The sequence below is a fragment of the Colwellia sp. BRX8-7 genome, from assembly GCF_014077275.1.
Taxonomy (GTDB): domain Bacteria; phylum Pseudomonadota; class Gammaproteobacteria; order Enterobacterales; family Alteromonadaceae; genus Colwellia_A.
Genome location: NZ_JACGVP010000003.1, coordinates 129,168 through 153,137, shown reverse-complemented (window position 1 = coordinate 153,137; position 23,970 = coordinate 129,168). Strand labels below are relative to the sequence as shown.

Below are 23,970 nucleotides of genomic sequence, written 5' to 3'. Positions count from 1 at the left end.
GTTTTTGTTTAATCGTTCTGCACTGCATTTTCTTTAGTAAATATTTCAGTTAATACCGGTACCAGTAGAAAACTAGCAATCGCCGAAACGCATAATCCTGAAATAATCACTGTACCTAATGGCTGCCATAAACCGCCGCCAAAAAGAGTGAGTGGTAATAAGCCGCCAATAGTCGTTAATGTTGTTAATAGTATTGGGGTAAAACGGGTGGCACTGGCATCGAGTATCGCTTGCTTTAAATTATTCGACTCAACAAAGTTACGGTTCGCCGTATCAATTAATATAATGGCGTTATTCACCACAATACCAAACAAACTAATTAAACCTATAAATGCCATCATCGAAAATGATTGACCCGTAATATATAACCCTATAACTGAACCAGCCATCGCAAATGGAATGGAAGTAAATATCACCAGCGGTTGTAAAAACGATTTAAACTGTAAGACCAACACCGCAAATATACCTATAGCAGTAACCAGCATTATTTGTGCTAAACCTGAAAAGTTTTCTTGACGAGATTCTTCTTCTCCGCCCAAGGTATAGCTAACTCCCTCAGGCATTTCATATTGCGCTAAGTAGTCGATAACTTTAGTGGTTAACTCACTTACGGTATGATTTTTATCAACATCTGCAGATACCTTCGCCATACGTAACTTTTGATAATGATAGAACTCAGTACGACCTTTTTGCAGCTTGGTAGTAATAACTTGATTAAGCGGAATAGCTTCACCTAAACGGTTAGTGACATTAATATCAGCTAAACCGTCAACATCAGGGTTTTTGCGGCGCACAACAATAGGATAGCTTTCACCATTATCATCATTAAATCGACCTACAGCCGTTCCAGAAAGTATTGTCTGTAAAGTAATATCAAGGGTATTAATATCAATGTTAGATAAGCCCGCTTTTTCATAATCAATATCAAGTAAGAGTTCGGTATTAGCAATGCCAATAGGATTATCAATGTTTATAATGCCTTTAGTGCTTGCCATCATATTTGAAAGGTCATTAGCGACTTGCTCTAAATCAGACAGTGATTCGCCCATAAGTCGAACACTTATTGGTAGATCGGTAACCGGTCCTTGGGTAAATTCACTGACCGTAATTTTGGCTTGTTGCCACTTGCCAAACTCTTCACGAAGTTGACTAACAAAATCAGATACTCTTTGTGCATCATATTCACTTAATACAACAATGACCTGACCATAAGTTGCCACACCACGTTTAGGAATTTGATTATAATAAATACGTGGGTTTGCATTGCCGACATTTAATGCAACTTTATCAACCAACTCATGCTTTTCAATAACCTCAGTCATTTTTTGCATGATGCTATCTGTATAGGCTAACGATGAGTTGGGCGGTGTTTCAACATCAAGCATAATCATTGGCTTTTCGGCTTTAGGGAAAAGACTGACTCCCACTTTACCAAATAATGACAACATACCCACCAAACAGACTACGGCAATAGCGATAACAATCCAGCGAACATTCATAAATCGTGACAGCCACTTCGCATAAACGTGCTCGGCAAATATATTAACGTAATGCTGAAGCGTTTTTATTTTAGTTTTATTTTCAGCTGTATTTTTTGCAAAAAAACGACTGGCTAATAGTGGTGTTAATGTCAGGGCGATTAATAAAGATGCTAGCAGTACTAAGACAACTGTTACCGGCATTGAACGAACAAAGTCGCCTGTGTTGCTGGCTAGCATTAACATAGGCAGAAACGCTAACATCGTGGTTACAGTACCGCTGGTTATTGCCCAACCTACTTTTGCTGTGCCCACTGCAGCAGCTTCAGCAAGATTTTTTGTTGTTTTCTTTTCTCTATGGATGCTTTCAGTAACCACTATCGCATTATCTACAAGTAAACCTAAAGCTATAATCAAACCCACAATAGACATTTGTTGTAAACCAAAGCCACTAAAGTCTAACCAACCTATTGCCACTAAAAAGGACAATGGAATAACGGCAATGACCACTAAAGATTCACGTAGTCCTAAAAATAACAATGACATAATGCCGACTAGCACTAGTCCTTGCCATAGGTTGTCAAAAAAACCATTCACTCTCATTTCAACACTGTCGGCTTGCTTAAACAAAACATCAACTTTCATATTATCGGGTAAGCTGTCAGTAAAGTTGGCGATTTCATTATCAATACTTTTAGTTAGGCCAAAAATATTTGTATTAGGTCGTTGTTCTATAGTGAGAAAAATAACTGGCTTATTATCATAATAAGCTAAATAGTTTGGTTCTAATCCTGAAAACTCCACTGTCGCTATGTCTTTTAAACGCAGTACAAAACTATCATCCGAGCGAATAACCGTTTCACCTAACTCAGCTAGTTGTCCAAAGTTACCACTAGCTTTTACATTAAAACGCCGTGAACTCGCGTCAACATAACCTGGTGTAATATTTACCGCACGTCCTTGTAAAATTGAGTTAATATCGGTAACAGATAAGCCGTAATGTTTTAGCTGTGCTAAATTAATGTCAATGGCGACAATTTGCTGAGGATAACCCCAAACATCAGCTTTTCGAACATCGTTAATCGCTTCTAAACGTTTTTCTAACTGTTTGGCATAAAACTCCATAACTTTATAATCTATTGGCTCACTCCATAGCGCCAATTGCATGATAGCAACACTTGTAGGCGTTGCTTTTAAAACGAGTAAATCATGAACACCTTCAGGTAGTGTTGGCTTTACTGTTGAAACCGCCTGCTTTACTTTGTTATAAGATGCCTCTGGATCTGTGCCGTACAGAAAAGTAATTTCAATACGTGCACCACCATTTTTAACTTGTGATTCTATTTTTTGAATATTTTCTATATCAGAAAATTCTTCTTCGAGCGGATTAACCACTAAAGTTTCAATATCTGTTGGTGATGCGCCAGGGTAGATCACTTCAATTAAGGTGATGGGCATATCAAACTGTGGATCCTCTGAACGTGGCATTTGAAAGTAGGAAACAATACCAACGAGTACTAATAGCACCACTATTGTTAGGGTAAATTGTGCGTTCTTTATAGCGAGTTTAGGTAACAGCATAGTAATTACTTACCTAATTTAATATGTTGCCAGCCACTACTGACTATTTGTATGGGTTGACCATCAACTGAAGCAAACAAATACACAAATTGGTTATCTAAACGGTAAATATCGTAATACTGATAAACTAGTTCTTGATTGTCTTTGACAATAACAACAGCTTGCCCTTTATCGTTAACAGAAATCAATGCTGATATCGGTAAGCGATAAACAAAGTTATCACTGGTGAAATCGATAATGATTTCGGCAATTTGCCCAGCAACAATCCCACTGTTCAGGTTAATATTTGGTAGCAACACTTCAATGATAAACATATTACCCTTGGTGTTTGAAATTGCGGGTATTTTACTTACTTCGCCAATAACACTTCCAAGTGCCTGTAAAGAAACATTCACTTTTTGACCTAAACGCACTTGGCTGACTTCGTTACCTGTTAAGGCAACTTTTACCACCCAATTTTGCTCTAAAGCGGCTATTTTTAGTACATTACTGCCTGGCGATTGTAGTTCACCTAGTTCAGTATAACGGTTTAATACCACGCCTGAAAATGGCGCAAAAATTTGTGATTTTTCAAAATGATAAAAGGCAACTTGATAGTTAGCTCTGCTTGTTTCAACACGAGTTAAGGCAAGATCAAGATCTTGTTCTGAACTTAATTTATTTTCGAGTAGTTTTTGTTGACGGTTAACTTCGCGCTTTGCTTGTAATAATTGCGCATAAGTAGCGTTTTTATTTTGCAGTAATTCTCGTGTGTCTAAAGATGCAATAAGCTGGTTTTTTTCAAAGTACTGACCTTCATCAAAGGCTAACTTAGCTAAATACCCACTACTTTTAAATGACAAATTTAACGTTCTTTTAAAATCAAGTTTCCCTGTCCGTTTTATGATATCGGCGTAGGGCTCAACAATGATCTGTTCAAAATCGTAACTCTGCGACAATGTCGATGATGATGCAAGAATTGTCATCCCTATCATCAAAAACCTAAAAAAACTATTCTGTGATTTCATATGCAATTCTATAACGCGTTAAATTAACTGATTTTATTATAGCCAATACTTTAGGGTTGTTGCTGAATAAAGTACATCTTTTTTCATTATTTTTGCTTAGCGCAATAAAGATGGATAGAATTCACCCCTGTACCTAAAATAAAGACGACAAAGCTAGACAATTTTCACGATTAATTATAGTATTTGCCGCGCTTAACACAGCAAACCACCCGTAGCTCAGCTGGATAGAGTTCACGCCTCCGAAGCGTGAGGTCACAGGTTCAAGTCCTGTCGGGTGGACCACTTTTTTCCTAAAAACAAAATCCACGTTAAATAAACAGTTTCATTTTTACAGTGACCGCTTATCTATTTTACCACGTCACTCATTAGCTATAGTAAGCTGCTACTGCGGCTAAAAACGCTTCAATTTTATCTTTAGGAAGCGCATTGATACCAGCGGCAGCGGCACGTCCTCCACCTGTAGTAAACTGACTACAAATATCACCAGCACCTTGTTTATTCGCTAATGGCGCCCTTAAAGAAACCGTATAGGTGTTATCTGTATTTATTGTAAAAATAGCGTGTGCTTTCTTGGGGTTTATATTGGCTAATTCATTACCAAAAACACCACTTATTCTTCTGGCCCATGTTTCATCCGGTAATTCAAATGCAGTTAATAACGCTGTGTCATAAAATGCTTTGGTGTTAACGGCTTTCAAATGGTCTTGGTTATATAGTTTTTGCAAAATATAATAAGGAGAGTCTGCATCTTTAATCGCATCAAAAGGGCTTGAGTAAGCTAACAGTAATTCATATAACCTTGCCGGATGAAAATGCAAGTCGTCAATATGTGAACCATAACCATTGTAGTTAATTAAAGTACCTAACGTTTCTAACTGCTCGCATTCGTTATCGTTTAAACCCGCTAACTTGGCTAACTTAGTCGCTTTAGCAATAAGATTGTCACCAAAAGCAGCACAAATAGCCCAATGATGAAACTTCCCAGCTAAAATCTTATCAACGATTAAAGCCGTACAAGTATTTGCATCTAAATCAATATGCGTTTGTAAATTTACATGTTCCGGAATGTCACCCGCACGATGATGATCGATATAAGTTACGTTGCCGCCTTCAGCTAATAAGGTATTCAATGCCTCTTTATTTTTTTCCATTGAAATGTCTAAAACACGAATAACACTCTCGTCTCTACTATTGCCTTGGGCATTTGTTATTTCAATTACCTGTTGCAGTAAAGCAATATCACGTTTAACGCCGGTAATTTTGACACTTACTGTCGGATTGGCTAATTGCAATTGCAGCAAGGCGATAATACCGTCGGCATCACCATTAAATACGTCATAATTCACAGATAAATCCTTTGTTTTTTAGTCTTTACAATTATTTCTTTTCGATAAAGCCATTAGTAAAAACTATGATTTTATAATTTGTTTTTTTATTAAAGCGTCTATCACTAAATCAGCACATTGCTCAATAGACAAATGCGCTGTTTCGATATGTATTTCAGCAGTTTCAGGGGCTTCATAAGCCGAACTTATACCAGTAAAATTAACGATTTCACCCGCTCTGGCTTTTTTATATAAACCTTTAGGATCACGGCTTTCACAAACATCTAAAGGCGTATCAATAAATACCTCTAAAAATAACGCGTCTTTAAGTAACGCTCTGGCTTGATCTCTGTCTTTTTGAAAAGGGGAAATAAAGGCTGTTGAAACAAGCAGACCTGCGTCTACAAATAACTTAGCCACTTCACCTATCCTACGTATATTTTCAATACGGTCTTCGTCAGTGAACCCTAAATCGTTATTTAAACCGTGGCGAACATTGTCACCATCAAGTAAATAACTGTGACAACCACGTTCCAGTAATTTTTGCTCAACTGCATTGGCAACGGTAGATTTACCCGAACCACTTAGGCCGGTATACCATAGCAATACCGCTTTATGTCCCTTTAACTGAGACTTTTGTTCAGCAGTGACACTCTGTTGATGCCAAATCACATCTGACGATTTTTCTGTGTTATTTTTTTCTATATAAGGACTTGCTGGGTTACTTTTTTTCATAATTCACATTTATCATTGGACGCTATTAATAGCTAAAAAGGGAAGAAATATAAAATACTACAAATCGCAGTAGTGCAATATATAACGCTAATTGGCACACCTATTTTTATAAAATCTATCAACTGGTATTGCCCGGCACTAAAGACCATTAAATTGGTTTGATACCCGTATGGGCTAATAAAACTAGCGCTGGCACCAAAGGCTACTGCCATAATAAAGGGAGTAATATTTACGCCATAGTTCAACGCTATACTATAAGCTATTGGGAATATTAGCGCGGCTGCGGCATTATTAGTGACCAATTCGGTTAATAATACCGTTAATAAAAATATAATAATCAAGGCGACGGTTGGCGTAATATTGCCCGACAAAGAAGTAATCGTTTCAAGAGACGTTAGTAATCCACTATTTATTAATGCACTGGCAAGCATCAGCGCCGTAGAAATAATCAGCCAAATTTGTATTGGAAAACGTCTAATCACTTCATCTTTAGACAAGCAATTCGATAATAAGAAAAAAGAAAATAGCACTAACATTCCTTTAAATAAAGAAATAATTCCTAGTGCACTTAATGCTACGGTTAAGAAAAAACTTATAATAACAAAAGGTTCTTTTTTACCGGTAAGTTTTGATTCTGGCTCAACGCCATTGACAACAATAAAGTTTTTATCAACATTATTTCTGGCTTTAAAATCTTGGCCCGTTGCTAACACTAAGTAATCACCCGGACGAATACTAACATCGCCAAGCTTACCTGTAATGGCTTGCCCGTCTCTTTTCATTGCTACCACAGCAGCGTCAAACTTAGCTCTAAAGCCAACGCCTTTTAATGTTTTATTAATGAGTACACTTTCAGAGCGAACAAAGACTTCCGTTAAGTTGTCATCAGACAAGCCTTGTTTGTGTGCAAAAACAGTTAAACCATCAAACTGCTTAAGTTGGTTTACTTTAGTAACGTCACCATTAAAAATAAGCTTATCGTTGGCACTAATAACTTGGTCGGGAGAAACAGGGGTAATCGTTTGCCCAGCGCGAATTATTTCAATTAAAAATAAAGAGTCTAAATGCCTTAAAGCGTTTTCTTCTACGGTTTTGCCAATCAATGCCGAGTTAAGTTCTACTTTAGCATCTAATAAATATGAACTTTCTAGCGTTGAATTAATATCTGTTTCGGGGAGATATTTAGATAAAAACCACAGCGCACAGCCACAAGTAATGACGATAAAAACACCTACCGGGAAAAAATCAAAAAATCCTAAGGCAGGTAGATCAGCATTTAAGACTAAACTGTTAACAATTAAGTTAGTAGACGTGCCAATTAAGGTTAGCGTACCGCCAAAAATAGCCGCATAAGACAAAGGTAATAATAATCGACTGGCAGAATGATAAGGGTTATTGCGAATCGGCGCCAGCATGGTAGAGACAACGGCGGTATTATTTAACAAGGCTGAAGAAACAACCGTTAAACTAAAAAGCCTGATCCAGGTTTTGCCATAACTTGAGAATAAAACTTTGCTGGCGAGTATACGCAGTAAGCGGGTTTTTTCTAACGCTAAAGAACACAGTATCAACAAAATAAGCGTTATTAAGCCTTTATTAGACATACTAGCTAACACAGCTTCATTTGAAACTTGTCCACTAATAATAAGTGCAATAAAAGTAAAGCCAAAGACCTTTCCAGGCTGCTTCTGAAACTTTAATAAACCTATAATTGTACTAATAAAGATTAATAGTACGAACGCTGCATCTATATTCAAATATATAAACCCTGTTAACTTTTAACAGCTAATCTTAAGAAAAAATTAGAGACAAATAATAACTAAGAGCAAAGCGGCTGAGTAAAAAACTGAGATATTGCTAGCTGTTTTTTACACGACCTCATTGCCCTTAGTTTACATCTTTTAGTCTCGTTACTTTTTAGCTAAGTTTTTAGCTCCCCAATGAGGAAAGTGCTTACAAACAAACGCATTAAGTTCAAGTTCGTAATCACTGTACTTTTTAGGCTGTCCTTTTTCCAATTGTGTCAGTTGTGAAGCTATCATGCCCGCGCCAACTGTTGCATTGGTCAAACGGTCAATAATAATAAAAGCACCTGTTTGACGGTTCTCTTGATAAGCATCAAACTGCACAGGTTCGTTTAACGTAAAGTTACAACGCCCTATTTCATTCAACGCTAAATGCTGTACGTCTTGCTTTTCCATGGTATTAACATTAACGCTATACTCTATTTTATCAACAGAGCCAAACGTAGCATGAGTGCCTACTTTAATAATGTATTCACGGTCTATTTGTAGTGCCGCTTCATCCATCCACACCACATCTGCACTAAACGTATTAGAAGAAGCGGGTTGCTCATGCGGTCGCACGATCATGTCACCACGACTAACATCTATCTCATCTTCAAGCGTCAGCGTTACAGCCATATCGGCATAAGCCGTTTCAAGTTCGCCGTCAAAAGTTACTATCGACTTAATTTTACTTTGCTTACCTGAAGGTAGCGCAACAATAGTATCACCAACACGAATTTCACCTGAAGCGATCGTACCGGCAAATCCTCTAAAGTCTAAATTAGGACGATTAACGTATTGAACAGGAAAACGAAAAGCACTATTTTTTTCACCGCTAATTTGCACGGTATTCAATAATTTAAGCAAAGGTGACCCTGGGTACCAAGGCATATGCTCACTTTCGTTGACTACGTTATCGCCGCGTAAAGCTGAAATAGGCACAAAACGAACATCTTCAATTTTTAATGATTTAGCAAATTCACGGTAATCACTTTTAATTTTTTGGTATGTCTTTTGGTCATAATCTACTGCATCCATTTTATTAATAGCAATAACCACATGCTTAATACCTAATAATGAACAGATATATGAATGACGTCGTGTTTGCACTTGCACGCCATGACGCGCATCAATTAATATAATGGCTAAGTCACATGTAGAAGCACCCGTTGCCATGTTACGTGTGTACTGCTCATGGCCTGGAGTATCGGCAATAATAAATTTACGTTGCTCGGTAGCAAAGTAACGATAAGCAACATCTATAGTAATACCCTGTTCGCGTTCAGACTGTAAACCGTCAACGAGTAACGCTAAATCAAAATCACCATCTGTGGTATTAAACTTTTTAGAATCTTTTTCAATAGCAGCCATCTGATCTTCAAAAATCATTTTGCTATCAAAAAGTAAGCGGCCTATTAATGTCGACTTACCGTCATCTACACTGCCACAGGTGATAAAACGCAGCATATCTTTGTTTTCATGCTGCTTTAAGTAGCCTTCAATATCTGTTGCCAATAATGTTTGTTCAGTGTTCATTAAAAGTACCCTTCCATTTTTTTCTTTTCCATTGAACCGGCTGAATCATTATCAATGACTCGACCTTGTCGCTCAGAAGTGGTTGTTAAAAGCATTTCTTGAATAATTTCAGGCAATGTTGTTGCAGTCGATTCAATAGCGCCGGTAAGTGGATAACAACCTAGCGTTCTAAAACGTACTGATTTCATTTCAGGCACTTCGCCCTCGTTTAATGGCATGCGTTCATCATCTACCATGATTAATGAGCCATCACGTTTAACGACAGGTCTTTTGGCTGCAAAATAAAGTGGAACCATTTCAATATCTTCTTGATAAATATACTGCCAAATATCAAGCTCGGTCCAATTAGACAATGGGAACACACGAATACTTTCACCTTGATCAACTTTAGAGTTATAGATATTCCAAAGCTCTGGACGTTGGTTTTTAGGATCCCAACGATGATTTTTATCACGAAATGAATAAACACGTTCTTTAGCACGAGACTTTTCTTCATCACGACGAGCACCACCAAAAGCGGCGTCAAAACCATGCATGTCTAATGCTTGCTTCAAACCTTGTGTTTTCATGATGTCGGTATGTTTTGCACTACCGTGAGTAAACGGACCTACACCCATAGCAAGCCCTTCTGGGTTTTTATGGACGATTAAATCGAAGTCATACTTTTCTGCTAGATTATTACGAAATTCAATCATTTCTTTGAATTTCCAATCCGTATCAACGTGCATTAATGGGAAGGGAATTTTACCCGGATAAAAAGCTTTACGCGCTAAATGCAAAAGAACAGAAGAATCTTTCCCTATTGAATACAACATAACAGGATTATCAAATTCAGCAGCAACTTCACGCATTATTTGAATTGATTCAGCTTCCAGTGCTTTTAAATGTGTTAATTTATTCTTATTCATATATGCCCTATTTTACATTTTTTATGTCAAAATCTTACAAAAAATTATATCAAACCAAAACGATATAGCGAAATAACTAAATAACTTAGGTTATAACTAGCTTGCAATAAACTAACTATAGATAAACTAAAGCTAACTTAGACAATTAAATTAAAACGACTAAACAAGAGTGAAAGCACGACTATTACAAACGCTATGCTAGTATTATTAAATATAGCTACCTTGCAATGATTATGGCGGTGGCGGAGTTATTCTGCAATTAAATATTTAGCTGATTATACTGATCTATTCTTCTATATTTAGCATTATTATTGAGCATTTCTGGCAAAAAAAAACCGATAGATAAATCTATCGGTTTTTATTCAGATAATAGTTACTGGGATTAGTTACCGCCAGTACCACCTGTACCGCCAGTACCACCTGTACCACCAGTAATGTCGTCATCTAAATCAACAGAAGCTGCGATATCATCAGGATTGATTACGTCAGGAATATTTACAATACCGACAGCATTACCTGTATCGCCAGCAATAACTGATGCTAAATCTTTAATTGCTTGCGAAACTTTAGCTTGAACAGCATTAATTCTTGCCATTGCCGCTACTGAGTCAGCATCTAATGCTGCACCAGGGTTATTAATAATCGCTTTAGTAACTAGTTTAACAGCAGCGATATAAGTTTTAATTGCATCAGCAAGAGTTTCATCAGTGCCTGGCTCTAAACCTGAAAGCGAACCGTTAATAAGCGTTAACGTTGCTGCTATCATATCGTCTGTTGATACATTTGCAGATACAGAAGCATCAACAATTACAACGTCAAAAATGTTAGTTTCAGATAAATCTAAACCTAAAGTAGCACCAATCACTCGAGAAGCATCTACTTGAAACGCTTCAAAAACTTCTGGGTCAGAAAGGTCGATATCTGCATCGTCTTCAATTACAGCTAAAATAGTTTCAGTTGCAAGTGTTGTTAATGCGTTAACTTCAGCAGAGATTGTACCGCTACCGTCAGAATTACTCATTGTTGAAAGTTCTAAGCCCACTAATTGTGATGCTGGAACAACGCCACCTCTAACTACGTCACCACAAGCTGGAGCATCACAAATCATTGTAGTATCTTCGTCAGCACTTACGCGTACGAAAAAAGTACCTGTGATTGCTTCACCAGAAGCATCAGTTAATGAAAGTGTGTAATCACCATTTTCATCTGTTTGAGTGTTAGCTAGAGCAGTTTCTACATCTGAGCTATCAAAAACTTCAACTAAAGCGTTAGCTAATACACCTTTGATACCAGAACCTGATACATCTAATGTAGAAGGCGTTGGTGGAACCGGTGGCGCTTGGTTTGGCGCAAGAACAGTACCATCATCTTGGTAACATGCCGATAAAGTCAAAGAAATTGCCGCAGCAACTGTTGTGAGCATAATTTTATTCATTGTTAATCCCTGATTTGAAAGTAAAAAACCTAACATTCCTTGTTATATAGATAAACAACAGAATGATCTTTGTAGTAAATATTAGCATCGACATCACGCCTGATCAACAAAAAGAATAACAATAAAATAAATATTTAACGGCTGATTTGCATTATTAAAATCTTAAGCCTTTATTGCATTTTTATTACGCTGCCAGATGTTCAATAACTTAAATAAATCACCGTGATACAAAAGTAACGTCGCGATATAAGTTGATATAAACTACTAAATAGCCAGTAACTAAATTCAATAGAGCTACTTTATAAATAGTAGCTATTACTGAGTAAATTACTGAGGATAATAAAGATAGTACAGATTAAAATAATAATGTTATTTTTTCTGTTAACAAGCCTAATTGATCAAAAAGTACAAACTGCTGGTGTGCCTTAGCCATTAATTTTTGCGCTTGCTTGTGTTGATAGCCGGCCTCGAAGTACCACAAGCCATTAATGAGATAACAACAAGCGAAATATGCACGCACTTTTTCTTTATCAATCGTGGCATTAGTAAATTGCTGATAGTCTTGTATTAGAGCATCTATATCGTTAACACTGAATTCGTTAATCGCAATAAACATGGCGAGATCATATTCGGCTTCAGCTAAACAGCTGCATTCGAAATCGACTAACCAAGTATGCTTTTGCGGATTTTCATTAGTAAACAAAGCGCTTACACGAATGTTTTCATAATTCACATCACCATGACAAAGTACTAAGTGATTATGCTTGGCTTGCGGAGGTGTTATTTCGCTGATTATTTTCTTTAGCGCGACATGCTGAGACTGCGAGAGTTTACTATTGGAAGCTTGGTGGTAAAGCAGTTCTTCAATAGCTAACACCGGATGATTTTCTGGCGGTGTTAACTGATGGGTTTTTACCATTAAGTACATCGCCACCGTAACTTTGCTATTAGCTACACTGACAGTTTGTTGCTTATAAAAATCGCTTAATGAATCACCGGTAATAAATTCGGTAACAAGCCATGATGCTGAATGATAAATTATAGCCGGTGCTACACCGATTTCTGCTACTAATAAGTGACTGGCAATCTCGGCTTTTGCTGTTTGTTGATGGCCCGCGAAAGACTTTACAAAAAAATTTTGCTTAGTAGTGTTTTTGTTAACCGTCACTTTAAAACATTGATGACTTTCACCCCCTGTTAATCGCTCAATTTTACAATCGCGATGAATAAAACAAGGTAAGGCTTTAATCTCTTCAGAACTGCTGTTACTTTTTTGATTGATTAAAGCCGCCACTCAACTACTCAGTCGCCGAGGCTATATTGCCTGCTGCTTGTTGATGACTCTTTTGATATTTACTATACCAAATTGCATAACCGACCATAGCCATTACTACATATAAGCCAAATAACACAGCGGTAGGTTGTAAGCCTTTTTCTAAATAGAGATAAATGGAAACAAAATCGATGACTATCCAGTACAACCAATTCTCTAAAACCTTTTTAGTGACTAAATAGGTCGCAAACACCGCAAATACCGTAGTTGCAGAATCTAAATAAGGGAAGTGTGTTGGCGTGTAATTGTCCATTAGCCAGCCAATAACCAAAGAGCAAGCAGTTAGTAAGACCACTACTTTGGTATGAAAGAGTAGCGACCAGCTTTGAATAGCCAATGCTGTGCCTGTATGACTATTATTGGTTGCGTTATTTTGCGACGAAGAAACATGACGCCAGCAATACCAGCCAAAGATGGCCATCGCTAAATAATAAACCTGCAATAAGGCGTCCATCCATAAATAAACATCATAAAAAATAACGCTATAAATAATGGTACTCACGAGCGCTGCTGGCCAACACCAAATATTTTCTTTTGCCGCTAACACCACATAAAATAATGCTGAAATTACCGCTAATAATTCCCAGAGAGGCAAATGCGTAAAATAATTGACTGTTGCTGATAAAGATTCAACCATTAGCTTTCAGCTTCGACTTCTGAGCGATCACCACCAATAAACTTACACACAAAAACAGCAGCATTTAAGGTTTGATGGACATGTTTTATTTCTGCCATGACATGACGGGTAGCTAAGTCGTAGTCTCCAAATACTTGTGTACTCATGCCATTAGTCACTACATTTAAGCCCACTACATTACGAAGGCGCTTGATGAACGCCCAAATTTCAGTTTTAAACTTTTCTTCCGCTAGGGGGTACAAACTAATTTCTATAGATATTTTCATATTATTTCCTAATGGTATGCCACTTTTTCCAGTGAACAAAAAAAACCGTAATCCTGAACACCCCCGGTCATCCTGAACTTGTTTCAGGATCTCATTACTTTAAGCCACAAATACAGATACTGAAATAAATTCAGCATGACGGCGTTTTACTTCAGTATTACGGCATGTTACTTCATCATGACGGCGTTTTACTTCAACATAACGGCATGACGGTTTTTAAGAACTGCTCTGCCAAGCTAAAAAACCCGTAATCCTGAACACCGCCCGTCATCCTGAACTTGTTTCAGGATCTCATTACTCTAAGCCACAAATACAGATACTGAAATAAATTCAGCATGACGACATGTTAGTACAACACAACGGCAAGGCGGTTTTTAACAACGGCTCTGCCAAGCTAAAAATCCCGTCATCCTGAACTTGTTTCAGGATCTCATTACTCTAAGCCACAAATACAGATACTGAAATAAATTCAGCATGACGACGTTTTATTTCAGTATTACGGCATGCTACTTCAACATGACGACGTGTTAGTTCATCATGACGACATGTTACTTCAACGTAACGCCAAGGCGCTTTTAATAACTGCTCTGCCAAGCTAAAAATCCCGTCATCCTGAACACCCTCCGTCATCCTGAACTTGTTTCAGGATCTCATTACTTTAAGCCACTAATACAGATACCGAAATAAATTCAGCATGACGACATGTTAGTCCAACATGACGGCGTGTTACTTCAGCATGACGACATGTTAGTTCAACATAACGGCGTGTTACTTCAGTATTACGGCATATCAATTCAGCATCGCGGCATATCAATTCAACATGACCGCGTGTTAGCTGAAGAGTGCTTAACCTTAGAAGTTATAATCAAACGTTACACCAATTTGTCTTGGTGCGCCAAAGCGTTGATATTTTTTAGCTACCCAATCTAAATCAGGTTCGTTGCCGAAGAAGAAGCCGCGTGTTGCGATTTTTTCATCGGTAATATTTCTAGCCCAAAGTGAAATAGACCAATCAGCGAGTTCATAAGCAACTTTCGCATTTAATAAGTTTGAACTTGACGCTTTTTCGTCATGGCTATCAGAGAAGAAAAATTCATCTTTTCCTGACCAGTTCACATTGAAGACAACGCCATTGTCGCTGCGATACGTAGAGCCAAGGCTAAAGGTATAGCTTGGTGCGTGTGCTAAATCGCGTCCTGAAATGTCAATGTTTGTACCGTACTTGTCAGAATAACCATAAACATCATATGTTGCGTTTAGGTAGCCCACTGTCGAGTCGATCGTTAAATTATTATTAACTTGATATGTTAACTCAAGTTCCAAACCGTAACTGCTTGAACTGGTGGCATTTGCCGTGTAAATGGTAAATTGCTGTGGCTTATCAGGGTTCTGTTGAGAAGCATTAACTTGTTGATCTTGTCTGTCCATATAGAATAAGGCTAGTCGACTGACTAAGGTATTATTTAGCATATTCGATTGCAGACCTAATTCATAATTGACTAAGACTTCGGTATCAAATTCTTTAAATTGGATTAATTGCTCGGGTAAATCCATATTAAAACCACCCGCTTTGTAGCCACGCGCGACACGAACATAGGCAGAATGCTCATTGTTAATGATCTTACTCAAGGCGATGTGTCCGCCCCACATGGTTTCAGACGGGTCAAACTCATCGCCAGCACTATCGCTATAATCGGTTGAACGTTTTTCAACGCGCAAACCTACTGATAACTCATGGCCATAGCTAAGAGCACTGTCTAACTGGGTGAAAATTGCATAATTATTAGCTGAGTATGTAGAGTCGAGTATTTCGTCTTCCCAACCATTATAAAAAGAGTCAAGGTCGTTATCTTCATTCATTTTGCTAATGTAAGTACCCACTAGCCAAGCAGTTGTATTGTCAAAAATTCTTGAGGCGTCATTTGATGATAATCGAAACTCTTGTGACCAAACATCTCTATCGGCGCGTTTGTCCCACAGGTAACTGTATTCACATGGCGCACCATCACAACTTTTACTTGCCCAATAATCTGCGTTTGCCCAATCACCATCATAAGCGTGCTGATGCTCTGTCGTGGTATAGCTGCTTATCGCTTCGAATTTTGCGAATGACAAACCTTCAAAACTAAATTTTAGTGCGCCGCCATGCGATTTTTGATTATCAACACCAGGGTTGTCCGTGATCGTATTAAAGCCGTTGTTATCTAATGTCCAAGGATCGAAACTATTATCGTTATCTGCAAATATATAAGTAAAATCAACACTTAAATCTTCTGTTGCCGTATATTGCAATTTGAACTTTCCAGAAAACTCGTCAATGCCATTAGTATCATCTCTATTTAGATAAAGATTGTCGCGATAACCGTTTTGTTGATGTTGCTCTAATGATATGCGGTAATTTAAGTCTTCGGTGACAGCACCAGAGCTATAACCGGCAACATTAATTAAGTCGTCATTGCCTAACGTTACTTTAAAACCATGCTCGGGTAATTCTGTTGCGTCTTTTGATTTTATGTAAATTAAACCCGCAAGCGCATTGGCACCAAAACGTGTACCTTGTGGACCTCTTAAGACTTCAACTTGTTGAACATCGTACATAGAAGCTGCCATGCCCAAGCCTGACAAATCGATATCGTCAACAATGAAACCCACTGATGAGTTTGGCGCACCGCGGTATTCAGAGCGTTCACCGACGCCTCTAATTTGTAAATATTTCGGACGAGATGTTCCACCAGAGAAATTTAAGTTGGCGACACCATTAATAACTTCTTCAAAATGTTGAATGCCCTGCTCAGCTATTTTTTGTTGGTCGATGATTGCAATACTAGTAGGAGCTTGCGCTAAAGATTGCTTATTAAAACTGGAAGTGACGGTTATACGCTCAATATCAGTTGATTCATTTGCTTGTGTGACGCTAGCAAAAGTCAATAAAGTCGTTGTTACCGCAATTGAAATAGGAGATTTTATAAAATTCATACTGGGCTCTTTTTGTGGCATGCAAGCAAAAAAGAGCAATAAGGCAAATACACCGTAAGTAAGCACTTACACAAAGTGTTTACGATAAATATTTAACATATTAACCATTCCTACGCCGGCATTATCCGTTTCAGGTATTAAGGGTAAAAATTCTCAGCAATACAAAAGCCTATTAACAACAGCTTTTTATTGCACCCCTTGGTTTGTTCGGCATACTAACAATTTTATCATCAAAGTACAGAAAAATTATGGTTATTTAATGTCATGTATTTGCTTAATTTGATGATTTTCAGTAAATTAGCACTATAGTTTTTTTTATTAAATTGCCATGACAAATCATCTAAGCCAAAATCATTTATGTTCAGTAACCTTATTAGGAAATTTAGTTGCTAAGCCTGATATTCGTTATCAAGCAAACCCGGTCCTTGCTGTAGCTGAGTTAGTATTAGCGACCCATAGCCGATGGTTTGACAAAACGAGCCAACAGTTTAAAGAATGGACGAGTTATCATACGGTTAAAGTTATTGGTGATATTGTTGATCGTTCACTTATTCACTCGCAAAAGGGTGATGTTATTTTAGTGCAAGGCTATTTACTTAATAGTAAAAAAGCTAACCGTGAAATATTACACGCCACTTATGCACAAACATTTGCAAAGGGTTACGCCCAATCAATAAACCAAGTGCATATGAGTGGTGAAATAAGCAGCGATATTGATTTAGTACTAACCGAGAATAATAAAGAATTAGTCGCGCTTAACTTAACCGTTAATAATTTAGTGTATTCGCCTATAACACAGCAAACCCAAAATATTTCTATCGAACGTTCGGTACATATCTGGGGCAAACAAGCACATTATATTAAAGATAAGGCCGAGCTAGGCGACCAATTAGTTGTCGACGGAAGATTAAGCTATCTCAATGATAGTAAAAAATCACAATTTATTGATTCACACCAAGTCATTTTATTGAAACATTAAAATGGATTACCTATAATTTTATAAAATTAGGATTGTTGGCAAAATATGGACGTTTTTCATTATATAAAAAAAATAACTACGCGATCACTTCCAATGTTGCTGGCTTTTTGCTGCCTATTAACGCCCTTAACAGCGATTGCTGAAGAAGTTCAACTCGAAGTTTTAGCGCAGCTGCCTAGCCTAAGTTCAACCAATAAAACAACCGTAATTGCATTACCTGTTAACAGTGAGAATAAGCAGCAATACTTAATTGCAGACGCTGCTGGCGAATTGTCTTTACTTAATAATGCCAAGCTCACTTTTTTAGCAAGCTTACCTTTAAATAATCATACTACCGATAAACAAGTTAAATTAACCGCGCTAACGTTTCACCCCAGTTTTTCGTTAGCAGATAAAACTGGCTTCCAAAGCTTTTTTACTGCACATATTGAGCCCGCTAAAATAAACAATAATGTTGCGCGATTAACGCTGTTAGCCGATCCCGTTGCATTGCCATTTGACGCTGTGATAACACAGTGGCAATACGACAACACAGCGGCAATTAAAATTGATGTGCAGAAACGCAGAGAAGTGCTGAGAATTGCGGTGCCAACTGCCACACATCAAATACAGAAAATTGCCTTTAATCCATATAATAAAGTATGGCACGATGATTATGGCTTAATGCTTGTTGCTTTGTCTGACAGTAACGCTAGCTCAGCCAACGCTAGCGAAGGCGCTTTATATTCTGGCGTTGTGTTACGCATTAATCCTGAGAAATTTGGCTTAAGAAATTATAGGGTGCCAAGTAGTAACCCTTTTATGAAAACAAACGACGTTAACAATGAGATTTTTATTTTAGGCGCTCAAAGCATTAGTTCTTTTTCGTGGTCAAAAAAACATTATGGCGCATTACTCGTAGAACATGACTACGATGGCGGTCACCAAGTTGTTGTTGCTGATAAAGGTGCTGACTGGCGAGACTCTTACCAAAATAACCTTGTTTTTCCGCTGAAATCTACTCAAGGAACTGATGGAAATATTTTCCCTTATTATGGGCGAAACTTAGAAGCGTCTGTAGGTAGTGTCTTATATCTTATTAACGATGCAAAAAATTGGCAACTTGCCCAATTGAATACCACGACGGTAAATAGTGAAGCTCAAAGTGGCGCTGCTGCATTACCTATTTTGTCTTTTAGTCGTGATGAGCTTTCTCCAAAAAATAAAGTGTCATTACTCTTTGATCACAACGGCGAACCCTTACTGTTAGATTTAACCAATAAACAATTATTATCAGTAAAGGCTATCCCGTTAAAAAGTGAGAATAGTAAGCGTATTCAGGTGGAGAATAAAAGTGATGAACAATCGGCGCCACTCAACAATAGCGCTTATGGCAAACTACTGCTTACCCTGTTTATATTGGTGGTTGCGGTGGTGTTTTATCGAGTACGACTAAAAACGGTCAATCAAAAAGCAAAATTAAGAGGTATGTTTGCACGCTTTGAACTCGATACTAGCCAAACCACCGTATCGTTTTACAAGCGCCATCAGTCAGAAATAGACAGTCAATTGGCTATTGCCGATATTGTTAAAAGTGAAATTTGGGTAAACGATAGCAACGTCAGTATTATTAATGAGGATATTGACCATGGTTACAATGAGCAATGCGAGAACAAACTGCGCTTGTCATTTAATCAAGCGCATCGCCATAAGCTTATTAATGATGAAACTCGACAAGTCCTGCTTTATTTAACCGATAAAAACGCTAAAACATATGTTGTATGCTTATATTTTAGAAAAGGTAACCAGCGTCTAACCAAAGCTAAATATTTTGATATTTTAGAGTCATTAATTGATTGGAGTTGGCTTATTGCCAGCCAGCTGAATCCAGAAGCAACAACGGTACGACCGCTGAAAGTAACCATAGTTAAGAGCGCGATAAAAAAAGTTTTTAAGAAAAAAAAGGCCGAGCCTGAAAGCATTGATGCATCCGTAATAAAAGACCCCCTACCTAGTAAGCAAACCGCAGCTGTATTGCACGACATCGTTGTTCATGATTCCGAATTAATAAGTTCGCTAGACAAGCTTGTTGATTTAAAGCAACAAGGTTTTTTAACCGATGAAGAGTTTAGTTTAGCTAAAGCGAAAATTTTATCAGATATGATTGTTTAATATGGATATAGATGCTGAGCAAACAAACTAAAACACTTTTTTTAATGACCACATTAATTAGTATTGCCATTCTTTTTAGCGTGTTATTTTCTTTAGATGTATTGAAAAACAACAACCTACAGCCACTACTTGACCAGTTTATTCCTCAAGGATATCTGGGGGTGTTAATGGTTTTAAGCCTATTGGCATTACTGACCAGTATCGGTTTACCCAGGCAAGTCGCTGCTTTTTCTTGTGGTTACATCTTTGGCATTGTTTATGGGACGTTGCTGGCCACTTTAGCGGCAACACTCGGTTGCATGCTAACGTTATTTATCGCAAAAACCTTTTTTAGACAAAGAGTGCTTGACGCTTACCCCGACAAAGTAATGGTGTTGTCTGCTTTTTTCTCAACGGACACCTTCAGCAAAGCTCTAGTTATTCGTTTGTTACCTGCGGGCTCAAACTTTTTAACCAACATATTGGCAGGCATGGCTAAGGTAAAGTTTGTCCCCTATGTTACAGGCACTTGTGTTGGCTTTATTCCACAGATGTTGATATTTTCATTACTGGGCGCAGGTATTAAAGTTGGTGAGGAACAGCAAATATTACTGAGTTTATCTTTACTGGTTGTTGCGTTAATTTTTGGCTATTTATTGTATAAAAAAGAAAAAAAACGCAATAAAAAAGGAGCTGTTTAGCTCCTTTTTTATTATCTTGCTAACGGTTATTTAGTTGAGTGTTAACAAATACTTCACTAAGTTATTATAGTCAGCTTCAAAGTTTTTTTTGTCTAAACCTGCATTTTCAATTTTGTAGCGGCCATTAACAATAACGGCTGGCACACCAGTTAAACCACCACTTTTTGCGTAGTAGGTTTGCTTTTTCTTCATTTGTTTTACTTGGCTATTTACACCAAAGCTTTTCATTAATTTGTCAAACTTTTCGCCGTCAGCGCCATTCAAAACAAAAACATTACGAATATCTTTTTCAGAAGTAAAGACTGCGCGCTGCACATGAATATAATTAAAAAGTGCGCCCATTAGCTTACTTTCCATGTCCATTTGCTCGGCAACAACTACCGCTTTACTTAACGTTTCCTGCATAACTTGAGAAGCGCCACGTAAAAAATCAACGTGATTGAATTCAAATTTAACCCCTGCTGGTAACTGCTTTTTAACGCTAGTCATGAAAGGTGAAAACTTGAAACAATGTGGACAGTAAAATGAAAAGAATTCACGTACTTCAGGCTTTTTGGTCGCCTGTTCGCTCACGATCGTGTAATGCGTACCTTCTTGATAATTTGCTGCTGATGCCATTAATGGCAATAATAACATCACAAATAAACTCAATAATTTTTTCATTTAACGTTTTTCCTCAAACAATAGCCCTGCGCTATTAATAATTATGCAGGTAATAAACTTAATGGTGGCTGTTGAAGGGCAGACACTTGCTCTTTCAACATTAAAATTTGCTGTTCCCAATACTTATCGGTATTAAACCATGGGAAGTTATGCGGGAACGCTGGATCTTGCCAACGCTTACATAACCAAGCCATATAATTAACAACACGCATGGTACGTAATGATTCTATCAAAATAAGTTGCTTGGGTTCAAATGAATAAAATTCTTCGTATCCCGAAAGCATAGTATCAAGTTGTAATAACCGTTGTTGGCGATCACCTGAAAGCATCATCCATAGGTCTTGAATAGCAGGTCCCATGCGACAATCATCTAAATCGACAAAATGTGGACCTTTGTCTGTCCATAAAATATTACCGGCATGACAATCACCGTGTAAACGTATTTCATGGCTGGGTTGATATTGCTGCGCAGCAATATCAACCACTTGTTCTAAAATAGTAAAGAAAGCTTTGCTTAGGTAGTTTGGCACAAAACCAGAGTCTTTTATAATATCAGTGGCCTGAAAAAGCATCTCTTGCTTGTTATAGGTCGGGCGATGTTTAAAAGGTTTTGTCGCTGCGACGGCATGAATACGCCCTAAAAATCGTCCCATCCATTCAAGCTGATCTAAATTGTCTACTTCGAAAATACGTCCGCCTCGACAAGGGTAGATAGCAAAATGAAAACCTTGATGAGAAAAAAGCGATTCACCACCAATTTTTAACGGCGCAACTAAGGGTAATTCATGTTTTGCTAACTCAAAAGAAAAGCTATGCTCTTCTCTAAGTTCAGCTTCGGTCCAGCGTTGCGGTCGATAAAACTTGGTGACGTATTTTTTCTTATCTTCGTCGTGAAATTGATAAACACGGTTTTCATAACTATTTAAAGCCAGCAAGCCACTGTCAACAAAGAGGCCTGTACTTTCTAGGCCATCTAAGATCAAGTCGGGTGATAGGGTAGTAAAATCAAATACAGACATTAGCGTTTATTAAAAAACCTGCTTTCATGTTCAAGAGAAACATCATCTTCCTCTGAAACCAACTCAATAACAAATGAAATATCGGTCATGTAACCTTTTAATTCATAGGGATCTACGGACAGACTCATTGGTAACGTATACACAGCGGCGGCTTTTACCATGACTTCTTGCTCGCCATGCCACTTAGTGTTTTCAATACCTTTAACAGACAAGCGATAAACGTTATCAGTTTGCGATTTATTTAAGATTTTTAAGGTGTACACATTTTCTATATCACCGTTAAATTTTTCTTTGGCCAGTTCATTTCTGTCGCGAATAATGTCCATAGTGACCGGAGCTCGATTAACAATTTCTAAAACTAACAAGCTACACATTACTACCAGAACGATGGCATAACCCACTAATTTTGAACGAATAAAATGAACTTTTTTACCTTGTAACTCATGCTCGGTGGTGTAACGTATTAGCCCTTTCGGGTAATTCATTTTGTCCATAACCCCGTCACATGCGTCAACACATGCACCACAGTTTATACATTCATATTGTAAGCCGTTACGAATATCTATACCGGTTGGACAGACCTGCACACAAAGGTTGCAGTCAATACAGTCACCTAATTCTAATGATTCATGTGCTACTTTACGAGAGCGTGCACCACGGCTTTCACCGCGATTAAAGTCATATGAAACCGTTAAGGTATCTTTATCAAACATCGCTGATTGGAAGCGTGCATAAGGACACATATGTAGACACATAATTTCACGCATCCAGCCAGCGTTACCATAAGTACAAAAAGCAAAGAACCAAACAGTCGCTGCTAAAGCAAACGAGGCCTGAAAAGTAAAAAAGTCAATAAACACTTCATCAACCGGTGCAAAATAACCGACAAACGTTAGTGCCGTTAGTATTGAGAAAAATAACCAACAAGTATGTTTTAAGGCTTTACGCCAGAATTTGTCAAAATCAAGTTCGCGGCTGTCCAGTTTTTTACGCTGATTAGCGGTACCTTCAATTTTTTCTTCAAACCAGATAAAAATAAAGGTCCAGACAGTTTGTGGGCATAAATATCCACACCAAACACGCCCTAAAAAGGTGGTAACAAAAAACAGTAAAAAAGCACTAAGAATACAGAGCCAAGCGAGTAAGGTTAAATCTTGTGGCCACAAGGTTAGTCCAAAGAGCGTGAAGCGTTGTTCGGCAATATCAAATAAAATGGCTTGATGATCGTTATATCGCAACCAAGGCAGTATCGCAAAAAGTGCTAAGAAAAAAAAGTTCATCCGCTGCCTAAGTAATTGGAAAATACCACTTACTTTGCGCACATAAATTTGATCACGAGGCTGGTAGGTTTCTACCTGATTAGGTTGATGTATTTTAATATTTTTAACGGGAATTTGAATCTGCGCTTTTTTGATCTTGTCTTCTGATTTCACGATAAATCCTTGATATACGAGAGCCTCAAGATTATAACGAT

20 protein-coding genes, 1 tRNA gene and 1 riboswitch are annotated in these 23,970 nt (G+C 37.7%); of the genes, 4 read left to right on the top strand and 17 right to left on the bottom strand.

The window, feature by feature from the left end:
• Nucleotides 1-8: 8 nt before the first annotated feature.
• The gene (locus H4J57_RS04230) at nucleotides 9-3,059 is read right to left on the bottom strand and encodes an efflux RND transporter permease subunit (protein WP_182242062.1); all 3,051 of its coding nucleotides are present in this window, start codon (nucleotides 3,057-3,059) and stop codon (nucleotides 9-11) included.
• 5 nt (nucleotides 3,060-3,064) lie between these two features.
• Entirely contained in the window at nucleotides 3,065-4,024 is a 960-nt protein-coding gene (locus tag H4J57_RS04225; RefSeq protein WP_182242061.1) for an efflux RND transporter periplasmic adaptor subunit, read from the bottom strand.
• Nucleotides 4,025-4,271: 247 nt separating this feature from the next.
• Between H4J57_RS04225 and H4J57_RS04220 the strand changes: the two genes are divergently transcribed.
• Nucleotides 4,272-4,348 (top strand) — tRNA-Arg (locus H4J57_RS04220).
• A gap of 83 nt (nucleotides 4,349-4,431) precedes the next feature.
• Here H4J57_RS04220 and H4J57_RS04215 read toward each other — a convergent pair.
• The 12 genes from H4J57_RS04215 to H4J57_RS04165 form a co-directional block, all read right to left on the bottom strand.
• Complete coding sequence (locus H4J57_RS04215; protein WP_182242060.1) at nucleotides 4,432-5,412, bottom strand: DHHA1 domain-containing protein; 981 nt, start codon at nucleotides 5,410-5,412, stop codon at nucleotides 4,432-4,434.
• Between the two features lie 63 nt (nucleotides 5,413-5,475).
• Nucleotides 5,476-6,126, bottom strand: coding sequence for an adenylyl-sulfate kinase (gene cysC, locus H4J57_RS04210; RefSeq protein WP_182242059.1), 651 nt, complete (start codon nucleotides 6,124-6,126; stop codon nucleotides 5,476-5,478).
• A gap of 32 nt (nucleotides 6,127-6,158) precedes the next feature.
• The gene (locus tag H4J57_RS04205) at nucleotides 6,159-7,883 is read right to left on the bottom strand and encodes an SLC13 family permease (RefSeq protein WP_182242058.1); all 1,725 of its coding nucleotides are present in this window, start codon (nucleotides 7,881-7,883) and stop codon (nucleotides 6,159-6,161) included.
• A 153-nt stretch (nucleotides 7,884-8,036) separates the two neighbouring features.
• Nucleotides 8,037-9,449, bottom strand: a complete 1,413-nt coding sequence (gene cysN, locus H4J57_RS04200; RefSeq protein ID WP_182242057.1) for a sulfate adenylyltransferase subunit CysN — start codon at nucleotides 9,447-9,449, stop codon at nucleotides 8,037-8,039.
• The gene (gene cysD / locus H4J57_RS04195; protein WP_070375155.1) at nucleotides 9,449-10,357 is read right to left on the bottom strand and encodes a sulfate adenylyltransferase subunit CysD; all 909 of its coding nucleotides are present in this window, start codon (nucleotides 10,355-10,357) and stop codon (nucleotides 9,449-9,451) included. The genes cysN and cysD overlap by 1 nt, the downstream gene beginning before the upstream one ends.
• Nucleotides 10,358-10,739: 382 nt before the next feature.
• Nucleotides 10,740-11,792 (bottom strand): hypothetical protein, encoded by a 1,053-nt coding sequence (locus tag H4J57_RS04190; protein ID WP_182217923.1) that lies wholly within the window; start codon nucleotides 11,790-11,792, stop codon nucleotides 10,740-10,742.
• Between the two features lie 355 nt (nucleotides 11,793-12,147).
• On the bottom strand, nucleotides 12,148-13,086 hold the full coding sequence (locus tag H4J57_RS04185; RefSeq protein ID WP_182242056.1) for a phosphotransferase: 939 nt from the start codon (nucleotides 13,084-13,086) through the stop codon (nucleotides 12,148-12,150).
• A 4-nt stretch (nucleotides 13,087-13,090) separates the two neighbouring features.
• The gene (pnuC, locus tag H4J57_RS04180) at nucleotides 13,091-13,762 is read right to left on the bottom strand and encodes a nicotinamide riboside transporter PnuC (RefSeq protein WP_182242055.1); all 672 of its coding nucleotides are present in this window, start codon (nucleotides 13,760-13,762) and stop codon (nucleotides 13,091-13,093) included.
• Complete coding sequence (locus H4J57_RS04175; protein ID WP_182174212.1) at nucleotides 13,762-14,028, bottom strand: hypothetical protein; 267 nt, start codon at nucleotides 14,026-14,028, stop codon at nucleotides 13,762-13,764. The genes pnuC and H4J57_RS04175 overlap by 1 nt, the downstream gene beginning before the upstream one ends.
• Before the next feature lie 438 nt (nucleotides 14,029-14,466).
• On the bottom strand, nucleotides 14,467-14,658 hold the full coding sequence (locus tag H4J57_RS04170; protein ID WP_182242054.1) for a hypothetical protein: 192 nt from the start codon (nucleotides 14,656-14,658) through the stop codon (nucleotides 14,467-14,469).
• 28 nt (nucleotides 14,659-14,686) lie between these two features.
• Entirely contained in the window at nucleotides 14,687-14,821 is a 135-nt protein-coding gene (locus H4J57_RS19930; RefSeq protein WP_259366791.1) for a hypothetical protein, read from the bottom strand.
• 59 nt (nucleotides 14,822-14,880) lie between these two features.
• Entirely contained in the window at nucleotides 14,881-17,004 is a 2,124-nt protein-coding gene (locus tag H4J57_RS04165) for a TonB-dependent receptor (RefSeq protein ID WP_182242053.1), read from the bottom strand.
• 90 nt (nucleotides 17,005-17,094) lie between these two features.
• Nucleotides 17,095-17,213: riboswitch (TPP riboswitch) on the bottom strand.
• 119 nt (nucleotides 17,214-17,332) lie between these two features.
• On the opposite strand from H4J57_RS04165, the gene H4J57_RS04160 reads away from it, so the two are divergent.
• Genes H4J57_RS04160 through H4J57_RS04150 form a run of 3 tightly spaced genes read left to right on the top strand, consistent with a single transcriptional unit; the run spans nucleotide 17,333 to nucleotide 20,814 of the window.
• Nucleotides 17,333-17,983 carry a single-stranded DNA-binding protein gene (locus H4J57_RS04160; RefSeq protein ID WP_182242052.1) on the top strand — a complete coding sequence of 217 codons (651 nt, stop codon included), beginning with the start codon at nucleotides 17,333-17,335 and terminating at the stop codon, nucleotides 17,981-17,983.
• A gap of 45 nt (nucleotides 17,984-18,028) precedes the next feature.
• Entirely contained in the window at nucleotides 18,029-20,134 is a 2,106-nt protein-coding gene (locus H4J57_RS04155) for an SHOCT domain-containing protein (protein ID WP_182242051.1), read from the top strand.
• An 11-nt stretch (nucleotides 20,135-20,145) separates the two neighbouring features.
• Nucleotides 20,146-20,814, top strand: a complete 669-nt coding sequence (locus H4J57_RS04150; protein WP_182242050.1) for a TVP38/TMEM64 family protein — start codon at nucleotides 20,146-20,148, stop codon at nucleotides 20,812-20,814.
• 30 nt (nucleotides 20,815-20,844) lie between these two features.
• On the opposite strand, the gene H4J57_RS04145 is transcribed toward H4J57_RS04150, so the two are convergent.
• Genes H4J57_RS04145 through ccoG form a run of 3 tightly spaced genes read right to left on the bottom strand, consistent with a single transcriptional unit; the run spans nucleotide 20,845 to nucleotide 23,929 of the window.
• Entirely contained in the window at nucleotides 20,845-21,477 is a 633-nt protein-coding gene (locus H4J57_RS04145; RefSeq protein WP_182242049.1) for a thiol:disulfide interchange protein DsbA/DsbL, read from the bottom strand.
• 41 nt (nucleotides 21,478-21,518) lie between these two features.
• Nucleotides 21,519-22,496, bottom strand: a complete 978-nt coding sequence (locus tag H4J57_RS04140; RefSeq protein WP_182242048.1) for a serine/threonine protein kinase — start codon at nucleotides 22,494-22,496, stop codon at nucleotides 21,519-21,521.
• The gene (ccoG, locus tag H4J57_RS04135) at nucleotides 22,496-23,929 is read right to left on the bottom strand and encodes a cytochrome c oxidase accessory protein CcoG (RefSeq protein ID WP_182242047.1); all 1,434 of its coding nucleotides are present in this window, start codon (nucleotides 23,927-23,929) and stop codon (nucleotides 22,496-22,498) included. The genes H4J57_RS04140 and ccoG overlap by 1 nt, the downstream gene beginning before the upstream one ends.
• Nucleotides 23,930-23,970: the final 41 nt, after the last annotated feature.